At 73.0% G+C, this 14328-nt stretch carries 11 protein-coding genes; 5 read left to right on the top strand and 6 right to left on the bottom strand.

Going from position 1 to position 14328, the window contains the following annotated elements:
- Window positions 1-52: 52 nt before the first annotated feature.
- Both alc and allB read right to left on the bottom strand, forming a co-directional pair.
- On the bottom strand, window positions 53-1168 hold the full coding sequence (gene alc, locus OCT49_RS29130; protein WP_283854774.1) for an allantoicase: 1116 nt from the start codon (window positions 1166-1168) through the stop codon (window positions 53-55).
- Window positions 1169-1170: 2 nt separating this feature from the next.
- Window positions 1171-2514 carry an allantoinase AllB gene (allB, locus tag OCT49_RS29125; RefSeq protein WP_283854773.1) on the bottom strand — a complete coding sequence of 448 codons (1344 nt, stop codon included), beginning with the start codon at window positions 2512-2514 and terminating at the stop codon, window positions 1171-1173.
- Window positions 2515-2887: 373 nt separating this feature from the next.
- On the opposite strand from allB, the gene OCT49_RS29120 reads away from it, so the two are divergent.
- Window positions 2888-3688, top strand: a complete 801-nt coding sequence (locus tag OCT49_RS29120) for an IclR family transcriptional regulator (RefSeq protein ID WP_283854772.1) — start codon at window positions 2888-2890, stop codon at window positions 3686-3688.
- A gap of 76 nt (window positions 3689-3764) precedes the next feature.
- Here the strand turns inward: OCT49_RS29120 and OCT49_RS29115 are convergent, their stop codons facing one another.
- Window positions 3765-4445 carry an ABC transporter ATP-binding protein gene (locus OCT49_RS29115; protein WP_283854771.1) on the bottom strand — a complete coding sequence of 227 codons (681 nt, stop codon included), beginning with the start codon at window positions 4443-4445 and terminating at the stop codon, window positions 3765-3767.
- A complete protein-coding gene (locus OCT49_RS29110) occupies window positions 4442-5533 on the bottom strand; it encodes an ABC transporter permease (protein ID WP_283854770.1) in 1092 nt (363 codons plus the stop codon). The genes OCT49_RS29115 and OCT49_RS29110 overlap by 4 nt, the downstream gene beginning before the upstream one ends.
- Window positions 5534-5644: 111 nt before the next feature.
- Here OCT49_RS29110 and OCT49_RS29105 point away from each other — a divergent pair, with 111 nt between their 5' ends.
- Complete coding sequence (locus tag OCT49_RS29105; protein WP_283854769.1) at window positions 5645-6856, top strand: sensor histidine kinase; 1212 nt, start codon at window positions 5645-5647, stop codon at window positions 6854-6856.
- On the top strand, window positions 6853-7497 hold the full coding sequence (locus OCT49_RS29100) for a response regulator (protein ID WP_283854768.1): 645 nt from the start codon (window positions 6853-6855) through the stop codon (window positions 7495-7497). Before OCT49_RS29105 ends, OCT49_RS29100 begins: the two co-directional genes overlap by 4 nt.
- Before the next feature lie 30 nt (window positions 7498-7527).
- Here the strand turns inward: OCT49_RS29100 and OCT49_RS29095 are convergent, their stop codons facing one another.
- Window positions 7528-7830 (bottom strand): DUF5955 family protein, encoded by a 303-nt coding sequence (locus OCT49_RS29095; protein ID WP_283854767.1) that lies wholly within the window; start codon window positions 7828-7830, stop codon window positions 7528-7530.
- Window positions 7831-8087: 257 nt separating this feature from the next.
- On the opposite strand from OCT49_RS29095, the gene OCT49_RS29090 reads away from it, so the two are divergent.
- Window positions 8088-8705, top strand: a complete 618-nt coding sequence (locus tag OCT49_RS29090) for a nucleotidyltransferase family protein (protein WP_283854766.1) — start codon at window positions 8088-8090, stop codon at window positions 8703-8705.
- 233 nt (window positions 8706-8938) lie between these two features.
- Window positions 8939-10558 carry a malate synthase A gene (gene aceB, locus OCT49_RS29085; protein WP_283854765.1) on the top strand — a complete coding sequence of 540 codons (1620 nt, stop codon included), beginning with the start codon at window positions 8939-8941 and terminating at the stop codon, window positions 10556-10558.
- 113 nt (window positions 10559-10671) lie between these two features.
- On the opposite strand, the gene OCT49_RS29080 is transcribed toward aceB, so the two are convergent.
- The gene (locus OCT49_RS29080) at window positions 10672-14142 is read right to left on the bottom strand and encodes a DEAD/DEAH box helicase (RefSeq protein WP_283854764.1); all 3471 of its coding nucleotides are present in this window, start codon (window positions 14140-14142) and stop codon (window positions 10672-10674) included.
- Window positions 14143-14328 lie beyond the last annotated feature (186 nt).

Raw genomic sequence — 14328 nt, 5'->3', positions numbered from 1 at the left:
TCCGCGACCGGGGACCGGCGGGTGGCCCCGGCCGGGGTCACCCGCCGGTCCCTCAGCCGCCCAGTTCGCGGTGGCGGGCGGCCAGCCGTGCGGCGCCCTCCTCGGTCGGGGTGCCGAACAGGCGCAGCCGGGATATCCCGCCGTCCGGGAAGATGTCGATGCGGACGTGCGTGGCCCGGACCGCCTCCGGCAGCACGAAGCGGTGGTTGGTGTCGGGCTGCAGCCGGGTCCTGGGCAGCACCTCGGTCCAGTCGCCGCTCCCGCCGTCCCGGACGGAGAGGCTCGCCCAGCCCGCCGAGTTGCCCTTCAGATACGCGGTGTCGATCTCGACCGCGCCGATCAGGGCCTGCTCGACGAGCCGGTAGCGGATCCAGTCGTTGCCCCGGTCGCGTCGGCGGCGGGTCTCCCAGCCGTCGTCCATCTTGCGGGACCTGCCCGGCTGGATGGTGTTGGTCGCCGGGGAGTAGAAGCGGTCGGAGGCGTCCTCCACCGTGCCGCCGTTCTCCAGGGCGACCAGGTCGAAGGTGCCGAGGGCGGCCAGCCACTCCGGGTCGGGGACGACCTCGCCGTACACCCGCAGGCGGGCTGTCCCGCCGTCGGGGTGCTGGTTGAGCCGCAGGTGGGTGAAGCGCCGCTCGGCGTCGACGGCGAAGCCGTTGGCCGCGTGTCCGCCGACGGCCGTGCGGGGCACGAGCGTCGTCCACTTCACGTCGGGCGCGAGGAGCTCCTCCGGCGACGGGGAGCCGGGGACGCAGGTCGCCTCGACGGAGACGGCCTGCGGGTAGTTGCCCCGGAAGTGGGCGGTGTCGACGACGATGCCGCGCACGACCCCGGGCGCGCCGAGCCGTACCAGCGCCCAGTCGTGGTCCTCGTCGGCCGGGTGCGGCGCGTCCGCGCCCGGGCCTCGGCGGCGGCGGGTCTCCCAGCCGTCCATGACCTTGCCCTTGTGGCCGAAGCGCTCGGGGTCGAACTCGGCGGGTTCCGGCTTCAGCAGGTTCTCCCGCTCGGCGAAGAACTCGTCGTTGGCCGCGATCACCCCGGCGCCGAGCCGCCGGTCGGCGAGGTCGACGAGGCCGGTGAAGGGGAAGTCGTCGGTGCGGTAGTCGGCGTACGGGTCGCCGCCGCCGTACGGGTTCGCGTCACCGGTGAAGCGGGCTGTCGCCGTCATGGTCAGTGGTTCCTTTCGAGGAGGTGGCCGGTGGGTCCGGCGACGGCGCCGTCGGCCGCGATCCGTACCCCGCGCAGCCAGGTGGACCGCACCACGCCGTACAGGGTCCGGCCCGCGTACGCGGTGACCCGGTTGCGGTGGAGGAGTTCGGCGGGGTCGACGGTGAACGTGTCGTCGGGGGCGAGCACCGCGAAGTCGGCGTCGCGGCCCGCCTCGATGGCGCCCTTGCGGGTCAGCCCGGCGAGTTCGGCGGGGGCGGCCGACATCCAGCGGGCGACGTCGTCGAGCGAGTGGCCGCGCCTGCGGGCCTCGGTCCAGATGGCGGGCAGTCCCAGCTGGAGGGAGGAGATGCCGCCCCAGGCGGAGGCGAAGTCCGGCGTCTTCAGGTCGGTGGTGCAGGGCGAGTGGTCGGAGACGATGCAGTCGATCGTCCCGTCGGCGAGTCCCGCCCACAGCACGTCCTGGTTGGCGGCCTCCCGGATCGGCGGGCAGCACTTGAACTCCGTCGCGCCGTCGGGGACCTCCTCGGCGGTGAGGGTGAGGAAGTGCGGGCAGGACTCCACCGTGATCCGTACGCCCTCGCGCCTGGCGGCGGCGATCATCGGCAGCGCGTCGCCGGAGGAGAGGTGCAGGACGTGGACGCGGGTGTTCAGCCGCCTGGCGTGCGCGATCAGGCCCTCGATCGCGGTGTTCTCGGCGTCGCGGGGCCGGGAGGCGAGGAAGTCCGCGTACGCGGGGCCGCTGCGCTGCGGGGCTGAGGCCAGGTGGCGCGGGTCCTCGGCGTGCACGATCAGCAGCCCGCCGAAGCCGGCGATCTCGGCCATGGAGCGGGCCAGCTGCTCCTGGTCGAGTTCCGGGAACTCGTCGACGCCGGAGGGCGAGAGGAAGCACTTGAAGCCGAACACCCCGGCCTCGTGCAGCGGGCGCAGGTCCTTGAGGTTGGACGGGACCGCGCCGCCCCAGAAACCGGTGTCGACGTGCGCCTTGGCGGCGGCCACCCGCTGCTTGGTGCGCAGGTGCTCGACGGTGGTGGTCGGCGGGAGGGAGTTGAGCGGCATGTCGAGCAGGGTGGTGATGCCGCCCGCCGCCGCGGCGCGGGTGGCGGTGTGGAAGCCCTCCCACTCGGTGCGGCCGGGGTCGTTCACATGGACGTGCGTGTCGACGAGGCCGGGCAGCAGGACGTCCTCGCCGAAGTCCTCCAGCCGGGCGCCGGCCGGCACCTCGGCGTCGTACGGCAGGACGGCGTCGATCCGCCCGTCGGCGACGGCGACCGTCGCGGGCCGCGTCCCGTCCGGGGTGACGACCCGTGTAGAGCGCAGCACCAGATTCACGTCAGCACCGGACACCCGTGCTCCTCACTTCGACTCTCCGCCGCGGCCTCCGCCACCGGAAGATTCAACGAACTGTTGAAGGAGTCTTCACTCGGGACCGGGGCCCGTCAAGACCCCGCCGCCCCTCCCCCGAGCCCCGGCGGGCCGCCCGCGTCCGGACGTGGAGATTTCCACAAAGTAAAAGGACATTTTCGGAGAGCGGAACGTAACATGGGATCGACGTGACCCCGAAGAACTGCTCCGCCGCGCGCCGACACCCGGACAAACGGGCTCTGACCGGCCAGGACGCCCCGCCGGGGCGGTGGGCCGATCGGGCACCGCCCGGTAGGCTGCTGGGTGCCTCGCCGGGCGGGGCGCCCCGCCCTTCCGCCTCGAAAGGACCGTTGACGTGCCGCCGTCCCACGCCAGCACATCCGACTCCAAGCCCGCCGCTTCCGGCGGTGGTGTGCAGTCCCTTGAGCGTGCCTTCGATCTGCTGGAGCGGATGGCCGACGCCGGGGGCGAGGTCGGTCTGAGCGAACTCTCCGCGAGCAGCGGCCTCCCGCTGCCGACCATCCACCGCCTGATGCGGACGCTGGTGCTCTGCGGATACGTGCGCCAGCAGCCCAACCGTCGCTACGCGCTCGGCCCGCGCCTGATCCGGCTCGGCGAGTCCGCATCCCGGCTGCTGGGCACCTGGGCCCGCCCGTACCTCGCGCGGCTGGTCGAGGAGACCGGCGAGACCGCGAACATGGCGCTGCTCGACGGCGACGAGATCGTCTACGTGGCGCAGGTGCCCTCCAAGCACTCGATGCGCATGTTCACCGAGGTGGGCCGTCGCGTCCTGCCCCACTCCACCGGGGTCGGCAAGGCGCTGCTGGCGAACACGCCGCCGGACGAGGTGCGGGCCCTGCTCGCCCGTACCGGGATGCCCGCCGCCACCGAGAAGACGATCACCACCCCGGACGGCTTCCTCGAAGCACTGGAGCAGGTCCGCAGGCTCGGCTACGCGGTGGACGACAACGAGCAGGAGGTCGGGGTCCGCTGCCTGGCGGTCTCCGTCCCCGACTCCCCCACCTCGGCCGCGATCTCGATCTCCGGCCCGGCGGGCCGGGTGACGGAGGCGGCGACGGAGCGGATCGTGCCGATCCTCCAGCAGGCCGCGAAGGAACTCTCCGACGCACTGGCGAGCAGCGGCTCCGCCGGCTGACGCACGGGGAAACCGGCCGACGGAGGCGGGTGAGGGCGGCCCCCGGCCCGCCCCTCACCCGCCTCCGCTCCCCGCCTCAGACCCGTTCGGGCACCGTGAGACGGCCGTCGTCCATCGTGACCGTGCGGTCCGTCCGGTGCAGATGGGCCCGGTCGTGCGTGACCATCACCGTCGCCGTCGACCGCTCCCGGGTCAGGGTGACCAGCAGGTCCAGCACCGCCGCGCCCCGTTCGTGGTCGAGCGCGCTGGTCGGCTCGTCGACGAGCAGCACCGCCGGGTCGTTCATCAGGGCCCGCGCGATGTTGATCCGCTGGCGCTGACCGCCCGACAGCTGGTGCGGCCTGCGGCCCGCCCGGTCCGCGAGGCCGACCGCGTCCAGCAGCTCCAGCGCCCGGCCCCGGGCCCCGCGGGCCGCTCCGCCCGACAGATGGGTCATGACCTGGAGCTGCTCGACCGCGGTGAGGGAGGGCAGCAGATTGGGCTGCTGGAAGACGATGCCGATGCGCTCGCGGCGCAGTGCCGCCTTCTGCGCCCGGTCCAGGCCCCCGGTGTCGGCCCCGTCGACGACGACCCGGCCGGAGCCCGGCGTGACCAGGGTCGCGGCCACCGCGAGCAGGCTGGACTTGCCGGAGCCGGACGGTCCGACGACCGCGGTGAGCGTGCCCGCGGGCACCTCCAGCGAGACCCGGTCCAGGGCGGTGAGCCGGCCGTCGCCGTCGGGGTAGGTGAGGGTGACGTCGGCGAGGGTGAGGGTCATCGGGCACTCCCGAGTGCGGTGAGCGGGTCGACGGCGGTGATCCGCCGGATGGACAGGGCCGCCCCGAGCGCGCCGAGGACGATCATGACGGCGGACGGGACCAGCACGGTCGTCACGTCGAGGACGAACGGCACCGTCCCGCCGCTGATCAGCGCGCCGATGCCGGAGGCGAGCGCGGCGCCCGCGCCCGTACCGATGACGAGCATCACGACGGCCTGCCCGAGCGCGTCGCGCAGCAGGTACGGGGTGGAGGCGCCGAGCGCCTTGAGCACGGCGACGTCACCGCTGCGCTGAATGGTCCAGACGGTGAAGAAGGCGCCGATGACGAGGGCGGAGATGACGAAGAGGAAACCGCGCATGAGCTGGAGCGAGCCGTTCTCCGCCTGGTAGGAGCCGATCGCGGTGAGGGAGTCCGCCAGGGCGAGGGTGCTGGTGCGGGCGGCCCGGTCGCCCGCGGCGAGGTCGGCGCCGTCGTCGGTGGTCAGCGCGATCACCGTGGCGTGCCGCTCCCCGCCCGCGCCGTCCGCCCCGAGGCGCTGCCAGTCGTCGAGCGAGGTCCACACGACGGGGGTGTGGCTGTACGAGGCGTCCCCCGCGACCGACGCGACGGTGACCTCGGTGCCGCCGAGCCGCAGCCGGTCGCCGGGCGCGGCGTCCAGCTCGGCGGCGGCCGACCCGGACAGCGCCACCTCGCCCGCGCCGACCCGCGCGCCCTCGGGCGCGAGGCCGCCGTCCGGTTCCACGCCGAACGCCGACACCGCCGCCGTGCGCCGCCCCTCGTCGGCGGCGGCGTTCAGGGTGCGGATGCCGAGCGGCTGCGCGTCGCGCACCCCGGGCCGGGCCGCCCAGCTCCGCCAGGCGTCCTCCGCGACGACGGAGTCGGTGAAGGACACCGACCGGCCGTCGGGCGGGGCGGCGAACGCCAGGTGGTCGGCGTCCAGCCCCGTGACGGCCGAGGTGTTCTCCCGGGCGAGGCCGGCCGTGAGCCCGGACAACAGACCCACGAGCAGCGTGATCAGCACCACGACCGTGCCCATGAGCGCGAACCGGCCCTTGGCGAACCGAAGATCTCTCCATGCGACGAACATGCTCCCAGCCTCGGCCTCCGAAGCCCCCGGGAACATCGCCCGCCGGTGGGGCCCGACATCAAACTTTCGATTGACCGGCCTCGGACGTTCCTTGTCTACGCTGGACGAATCATGGATTCCCGCGCCCATCCCCCGGTCGCCGCCGCACTGCGGCTGTGTCTGCATGCGCTGCTGGTCGGGCTGCTCGCCCTCGCGGCGCTGCGGGCCGTCGGTACCGGCACCCCGTACTCCGCCGCCGCCGTCGTGGTCTGCGTCCTGACGGTCGCGGTGTACGCGGCGGGCGCGCTCGCCCCCGCCGTGCAGCCGCGCACCCGGGCGGCCGCCCTGTGGCTGGCGGTGCTGGGCGCCGGGTGGCTGGTGCTGCTCGCCCTGTCGCCCGACGCGCTGTGGGTGGCCTTCCCGCTGTACTTCCTCCAGCTGCACCTGTTGCCGACGCGCTGGTCCCTGCCCGCCGTCGCGGTCACCGCGCTCGCCGCCATCGCCGGTTTCACCCTGCACGGCCAGGCCGTCACGCCGGGCGCCTTCATCGGCCCGCTGCTCGGCGCGGCGGTCGCGGTCGCGACGGTCCTGGGGTACGAGGCGCTGTTCCGGGAGAGCGAACGGCGCCGGGAACTCATCGAGGAGCTGGTGTCCACCCGGGCGGAGCTGGCCGAGGCCGAACACACCGCGGGCACCCTCGCCGAACGCGAACGGCTGGCGCGGGAGATCCACGACACCCTGGCGCAGGGCCTGTCCAGCATCCAGCTGCTGCTGCGTGCCGCCGAACGCACCCTGCCCGAGGACGCCCCCGCCACCGCGCACGTCCGCCGGGCCCGCGAGGCCGCCCAGGACAATCTCGCCGAGGCCCGCCGTTTCGTGCGCGCCCTCTCCCCGCCCGACCTGGAGAACGGTTCGCTGGCGGCGGCCCTGGAGCGGCTCTCGTCGCGGACGACGGCTCCCGGTCTCACGGTGCAGTTCGCGGTGAGCGGCGCCCCGGTGGAGCTGCCGACCCCGTACGAGGTGGCGTTGCTGCGCACCGCGCAGTCGGCGCTCGCCAACACGGTGCGGCACGCCGCGGCCCGGCGGGCGGAGATCACCCTCAGCTTCATGGACACCTCGGTGTCGCTGGACGTCGTCGACGACGGCCGCGGCTTCACCCCCGGGGACGCGCCGGCCGCCGCGGACACCGGAACCGGGGGTTTCGGACTGCCCGCGATGCGTTCGCGGGCCCGTTCGCTGGGCGGCACGCTCAGCGTCGAGTCGGCGCCCGGTCAGGGCACCGCCGTCGCCCTCACCCTTCCCCTTCCGCTGCCCGACGGCCGGCCAGGACAGGACGCCGCATGACCTCGCCCACGCCCGATCCCATCAGGCTGCTGCTCGCCGACGACCACCCGGTGGTACGGGCGGGGCTGCGCGCCGTCCTGGACTCCGAGCCCGGCTTCCGGGTGGTGGCCGAGGCGGCCACCGCCGAGCGGGCCGTCGCGCTCGCGGCGGCCAGCGGGATCGACGTCGTCCTCATGGACCTGCAGTTCGGCGCGGGCATGCACGGTTCGCAGGCCACCGCGGCCATCACGGCGGAGCCGGACGCCCCCCGGGTCCTGATCCTGACCACGTACGACTCGGACGCCGACATCCTGGCCGCGGTCGAGGCGGGGGCAGCGGGCTATCTGCTGAAGGACGCCCCGCCGGAGGAGCTGGCGGCGGCGGTGCGCACGGCGGCGGCCGGCCGGTCGGCGCTCGCGCCCTCCGTCGCCCACCGACTCATGGACCGGATGCGGACCCCCGCCCAGGCGCTGACCAAGCGCGAGCTGGAGGTCCTCCAGCTGGTCGGCGAGGGTCTGTCGAACCACCAGATCAGCAAGAAGCTGTTCCTCAGCCAGGCGACGGTGAAGTCCCACCTGGTGCACATCTACGCCAAGCTGGGCGTGGACTCCCGCACCTCGGCGGTCGCGGCGGCCACGGCGCGCCGGCTGATCCGCCGCTGACCCACCGCCTGCCGACAGTCTTCTCCCCGGTCAGCCGCGCGGCGGTTCCCCGAAGAGGTCGACGGCGACCCGTACGTCCCTGAGCGCGGAGGCCAGGGCGCTGACCGAGCCGATCGCACCCGCGATCAGCAGCAGCGAACGGCGCAGGCGCGGGATCTCCGGCACACCGCTGAGCGCCATCGCGTCGAGCGCGGCCAGTTCGTCCTCGGCGATGCCCCGGTCCGGGAATTCCGCGGGGTGCCCGGCCAGTTCGCGGCGGAGCCGGGAGACCGCCGTGCGCAGTTCCGTCACCCTCGGGTCCTCGCCGCTGCCGGCCACCCGCGTCTGCCCCACGCTTCGCAACAAAACACTCCCCCTCGCACAACCTTGTGCCAGTGTTCCGCCTGGTCCGCGCACCGCGGTCAAGTATCCGGGCGTGCGCGCAAGTTAACGCCATGAAAGGTGTCGGGCGCCACTCCGCGGACAGAATTCGGGGGGTCCCGTAAGGGTGATCTCCATGGCGTCCGGTGGACGGCGTTCCCCTTCGCATTCCCTGTCGCTTGCTTCAGCGAAGAGTGCACGCCGGGGAGGCGGTGGGGTATCCAGTCCGCATGACTCGAACGACACGGGCCACCGATCGGACCCCCGCGGTCGCCGGACTGCTGCTCGCCGCGGGCGGCGGGCGGCGGCTCGGCGGACGGCCCAAGGCACTGCTCGAACACCGCGGCCGGCCCCTGGTCGAGCACGCGGTGCGGGTGCTGCGGGACGGCGGCTGCGACCCCGTCCACGTGGTGCTGGGCGCCGCCGCCGACGAGGTGCGGGCCCGCGCCGACCTCTCCGGCTGCGTCGTGACCGTCAACCCCGAATGGGCGCGGGGCATGGGCTCGTCGCTGCGGGCGGGGCTCGGGGCGCTCAGCGACGCGGGGGCCGACGCGGCGCTGGTCCTGCTGGTGGACCAGCCGGGCATCGGCGCCCGGGCGGTGGACCGGGTGCGTTCGGCGTACCGCTCCCGGAAAAGCCTGGCGGCGGCCGCGTACGACGGGGAGCGCGGCCATCCGGTGCTGTTCGGGGCCGACCTGTGGGCGGAGGTGGCGGCGGGCGCGGTGGGCGACCGGGGGGCCCGCGGCTATCTGCGGGAGCGCCGCGATGCGATCACGCTCGTCGAGTGTTCCGATGTGGCCCAGGCGTACGACATCGACACGGTGGAGGATCTCGGGCACCTGGAGTGACCGGGACGGCACGCCGCGCCGACGCCGCCCCGCTTCTGTCGATCCGGAGAATCTCGACATCAACAAACCATTGAACTTCCACCATGAGGAAACTATTATCCACTGACCAGAAGCCCTCTGCACCTCAGACGGCGCCCCACCCGTATGCCGGAGCCCCGGCACGCCGTGCCGTCCCCGGCGGCCCGGCGGCCGCGGGGCGCCGCCCGCACCGCCCGCTGAAGGAGTGACCGCTCATGTCCGCACCAGCGCCGTCCCCGCTGGCCATCGTCGATGCCGAGCCCCTGCCCAGGCAGGACGAGGTCCTGACCGAAGCGGCCCTCGCGTTCGTGGCCGAGCTGCACCGGCGGTTCACGCCCCGCCGTGACGAACTGCTCGCCCGCCGGGGCGAACGCCGCGCCGAGATCGCCCGCACCTCCACGCTGGACTTCCTGCCCGAGACGGCGGCGATCCGCGCGGACGACTCCTGGCGCGTCGCACCGGCCCCGGCCGCGCTGAACGACCGCCGGGTGGAGATCACCGGTCCGACCGACCGCAAGATGACCATCAACGCCCTGAACTCGGGCGCCCGGGTCTGGCTCGCCGACTTCGAGGACGCGTCCGCCCCCACGTGGGAGAACGTCGTCCTCGGCCAGCTCAATCTGATCGACGCCTACACCCGCGCCATCGACTTCACGGACCCCAGGTCCGGCAAGTCGTACGCCCTGAAGCCCGCCGAGGAGCTCGCCACGGTCGTCACCCGCCCGCGCGGCTGGCACCTGAACGAGCGCCACCTCCAGCTGGACGGCGTCCCGGTGCCGGGCGCGCTGGTCGACTTCGGCCTCTACTTCTTCCACAACGCCCAGCGCCTCATCGACCTCGGCAAGGGCCCGTACTTCTACCTCCCGAAGACGGAGTCCCACCTGGAGGCCCGCCTCTGGAACGACATCTTCATCTTCGCCCAGGACTACGTCGGCATCCCGCAGGGCACGGTCCGCGCGACCGTCCTCATCGAGACGATCACCGCCGCGTACGAGATGGAGGAGATCCTCTACGAACTCCGCGACCACGCCTCCGGGCTGAACGCGGGCCGTTGGGACTACCTCTTCTCCATCGTCAAGAACTTCCGCGACGGCGGCGCCAAGTTCGTCCTCCCGGACCGCAACGCGGTGACGATGACCGCCCCGTTCATGCGCGCGTACACCGAACTCCTCGTCCGCACCTGCCACAAGCGCGGCGCGCACGCCATCGGCGGCATGGCGGCCTTCATCCCGTCCCGCCGCGACGCCGAGGTCAACAAGGTCGCCTTCGAGAAGGTCAAGGCCGACAAGGACCGCGAGGCCCGCGACGGCTTCGACGGCTCCTGGGTCGCCCACCCGGACCTGGTGCCGATCGCCATGGCCTCCTTCGACGCGGTCCTCGGCGAGAAGCCGAACCAGAAGGAGCGCCTGCGCGAGGACGTCTCGGTGGCCGCCGGTGACCTGATCGCCATCGACAGCCTGGACGCCCGTCCCACGTACGAGGGCCTGCGCAACGCCGTCGCAGTCGGCATCCGCTACATCGAGGCCTGGCTGCGCGGCCTGGGCGCGGTCGCCATCTTCAACCTGATGGAGGACGCCGCCACCGCGGAGATCTCCCGTTCGCAGATCTGGCAGTGGATCAACGCGGACGTGGTCTTCGAGAACGGCGAGCACGCCACCGCGGACCTGGCCCGCCGGGTCGCGGCCGAGGAACTCGCCGCGATCCGCGCCGAGATCGGCGAGGAGGCCTTCGCTGCCGGCAAGTGGCAGCAGGCCCACGACCTGCTGCTGACGGTCTCCCTGGACCAGGACTACGCGGACTTCCTGACCTTGCCCGCGTACGAGCAGCTGGGCTGACCCGCCGCTTGCGTACCCGACTGCCCCAGGTGCCACCGGCACCTGGGGCAGTCCCGTATCGCGATGAACTCGAAGCCGGAAAACCGTCAGGAAGGTGTCGGGGCGACAAATGCCTACCGGCAGCGGCACCCTTCGGCGAGCGCCGTCGGGGCGAGTGCCCGCATGGCCGCCTGCTCGGCTTCCGAGATGCACGGCAGCCGGCGTGCGAGTACGTCGAAGTGCTGGTGCCGGCGCCATGCGTCGTGGTCACCCACGACGAACAACCGCCGACGAGCGCGACTCACCGCGACGTTCAGCAGGTTCGGGGCGGAGGCCGCCCAGGCTCGCGGTCCTGCCTTGTCCCCGCCCGCGCCGAGGACCAGCAGCACCACGTCGGCTTCCTTCCCCTGGGTCGTATGCACGGTGCCCACCCGGTCGCGGGGGACGACCCGGCACAGGCTGCGACGGAGTCCTGCCACGACGTCCCGGAACGGGCTGATGACGAAGAGCTCGCGCTCCGGGTCCAGGCCCTGGTCGACCAGCCGGTGCACGATGACGTTCGCGCAGTCCCCCTCGTCCGGCGACCACTTGCCCTGCGGTGCGCGCCCGCCGCTCACCGGCCACCACACGCCGCGCCGGGCCACCGCGTAATCGTCGTCCCGGTGCACCCCGTGCACCATGAGCCCGTCGTAGGCGATCTCGTTGCTGATCGTGAACATCGGGTCGTCGCAACGCCGGTGGACGCGCAGGGGCGACCCCACCCACACCCGGTCGTCCTCGGAACCCTGGGGTGCCGGGAGCCAGGTGCCGTAGCTGTTCAGCCGGTCCGCGACGCGCTGTGCCGAGGTGCGGGACGGTTCCCACTCCTCAGCCACACCGAACGTACGGCGAAGGGCCTGCTGACCCGTGTGCGGCAGCGTGACCACCGGCTCCAACTGCAGCGGATCGCCCACGACGACGCCCCGACGCGCCCGCCACAGCGCACCCACCGGCATCTGCGCGGTCGCCTGGCCGGCCTCGTCGATCAGCATCCAACCGAGGGCCCGGGGCCCCAGCCCCGCGAACATCCGGTCCAGTGAGGCGAAGGTCGTGGAGACGACCGGCAGAGCGAGAAAGAGGCTCTGCCAGGCCGCCAGCACCACTTCCGGCTTCAGGGTTCTGGGTGCGTCACCGCAGAGGACGTCCATCGCGGCGTCGAGATTCTTGCGCATCCGGTCGGCCGCGCCTTCGATGAACGCGCGGTGCAGATCCATCGCGGCGAGAAACAGCCGGGTGCGGGCCCGGGTGAACTCCGGGTCGGACCAGGGCGAGGAGAGCTCTCTCGCCTCCTCCTCGGCCCGATTGCCCCGCGTCCCGATGAGCGGCAGATACGCCTCCCAGCGTTCGGCCGCCGTCTCCACGGTGCGCCGGAGTTGTGAGAGGTGCCGCTCCGCCGCGTGAAGGGCCCGCTCGGCCTCGCTCAGAGCCGCCCTGCCCACGCCCTCGGCCCGGTCGTACGCGGCAGCCGTCTGCGCGTGTGCCTCGTACACGGCTCGGGCTGCCTGCTCCGCTTCGGCCAGCAGCTGGTCCTCCGCCTGCCAGTCGCGCTGCGCCGCGCCGAGGGTGAAGATGCCCGCGGTGAGGCCCGGCCGGTGCCGGCGGTGCTCCGCCCTGCGGCCGGCCGGACCCGCGAGGTCCGTCTGCGCTGCGCCACGGGCCGCACGGGCCGCGACAGCCGGTTCTCGAAGCGCCTCCAGGTCCTGTCGGGCCGTCCGAACCGACTGCTGGGCGGTGGCGACGGCCGCCTCGGCACGGCTGAAGCCCATGAGCGCGTCGTCCACGCGTTGTCGCTCGTCCCGCAGGGTGAGCACGGTCTGGCGCGCCTCCCGGAAGCGGGCCACCGCCTCCCGCCATGCTGCCGGGTCGCCGCCGCGAGACGCAGCGGCCCTCAGGACGTCCCGCATGCCTTCGCCACGCTCGGCCCGCTCCTCGCGCGGAGGGCCGAACCAGTAGGTGCTGCGGAAGTTCGAACGGTTGCCCTTGTTGCCGAGCCTCGCGGCAAGGGTTCCCCACGCCGGAACGCCATCGAGCACGAGCCGTCCCTGTTCCGGGAAGAAGGACGCTTCCTCCCGCCATTCCTCGGCAACGGATTCGAGCGCGGGAATCTCGTTGGAAACGTTCTCGACGGCACCGTTGTTCGCCGACGCGATCACCATCTCGAAACCCGCAAGTTCCGGTTTGAGCGACGCCACGGACCGCTGGTACGTGCCGGTGCTCCAGCGGTGCGCCTGCCCGATGAACGCGTCCTCGGGCCGCCGCAGCTCGGACAGCCGCTCCGCCCTCATGACCAGGACGGCTGCGATGAGGTCCCGCAACTGTGTGGTCTTGCCCGTACCCGGCGGGCCGTTGACCGCGTACAACCCGTCGGCGTCGGCCAGTTGCTCCACGATTCGGTTGACCGCGAACTGCTGGCTCAGCACCAGCGGATGCCCTGTCTTCGACGGCCATCGTCCGAGCGGGAAGAGGGCCGGCCGCACCCCGTTGATCACTGCTGCCGGTTCAGCCCTGACGTCGGTGCGCGCACGGCCGTGCAGCGCGGTGGTGGCGGTCAGGTAGTCCCGTAGCGCGGGCCCCGGCTCGTCCTTGCCGAGACCGTCGGCGACGAGGCCGAGGTCCGCCGCGATGAAGCTGTTCAGGAAGTCCGATCCGCCCGACCGGCCGGCCTTCCGCCGGGACACGGACCTGCACTGGACCCGAATCGTCTCCGGCCGCAGGTCGTCGGTGACACCGAACTGTTCCGCGACCCAGCGGGTAACGGCTGACAGGTCCCGCACGGTCAACGGCTTTTCCCCGAGCCGGGGCGGAGCCTCGCCGCCGTCCGCCGCATCGGCCACGTCGCCCTCGTCCAGCGGGCCCTCGTCCAGCGCCCCGTCGTCCCCGCGCCCGGCGGAGCGCCCGGCATCGTCGTCGGCCACCGCACTGACGGCGCCGGACAGGGCGCCGGCCGCCAGATCGCCGAGCACCGGTCCGAGTACGGCATTCAAGGCGCCGCCGACCGCACCGGCCGTGATCTCGCACAGCAACCCCGCGAAGGGACGCCGGCGCCGCCCCGACGCCGTGTCCGCGATCGTCACCTTGCCGTCGCCGACACCCAGCACCACGCCTTCGCACGCGTCGGCTTCCGCCTCGAAACCGTCGAGCCATCCCTGGGCCCCGGGGCCGGGCTTACGGCTGCGCCCCGTCGCCCAGGCACACGCGGAGAAGGTGATGGAGTCCTGGACCAGCAACCCCTCGTCCGTGACCTCGAAGGCCAGCAGGGCACTGTCGCCGTCCACCCGGCCGTCGTGGTCCTCCTCGCTGTCGCCGAAGACATCGAGCAGGACATCACGGACGGACGCCACCGGGTACACCCCGCAGTAGACGGTGTGCTGCCTCACCATGTTCCGGCCCGGGTTCCGCCGCCGTACGGGATGCCCCTCTTCCCACGGCAGCGGGCTCCCGGCTTCCACGAGGTACATGCCCTTCGGCGGCGAGGTCTTCTCCACCTTCTGTGGGCTGAACATCTCCACCGCGCGCCAGTAGCGCACGATGTCCGCCCTGCGCCGCCGCTCACTGCTCGCCGCCATACGGCCCGCCCCCCTCGTTCCGGTCCGCCAGGAACGATCACCTTAGCCAGCTCAGTGAGCGGTGCGGAGCGGGTGGTGGCGCATATGCGACCTCAGGTCCGTGGCCGCTGTGCCGTCGGCGGCGAGCCGTGCCGTGCGCGGCCGGGGCGGTCCGGCCCCGGCGGAGGGCTCGTTCGGGGCGGCTGG

This window comes from Streptomyces sp. ML-6 (assembly GCF_030116705.1).
In the GTDB taxonomy this organism is placed as follows: Bacteria; Actinomycetota; Actinomycetes; order Streptomycetales; family Streptomycetaceae; genus Streptomyces.
The sequence above is the reverse complement of the archived record's forward strand: the minus strand, read 5'-3'. Positions and strand labels throughout refer to the sequence as shown.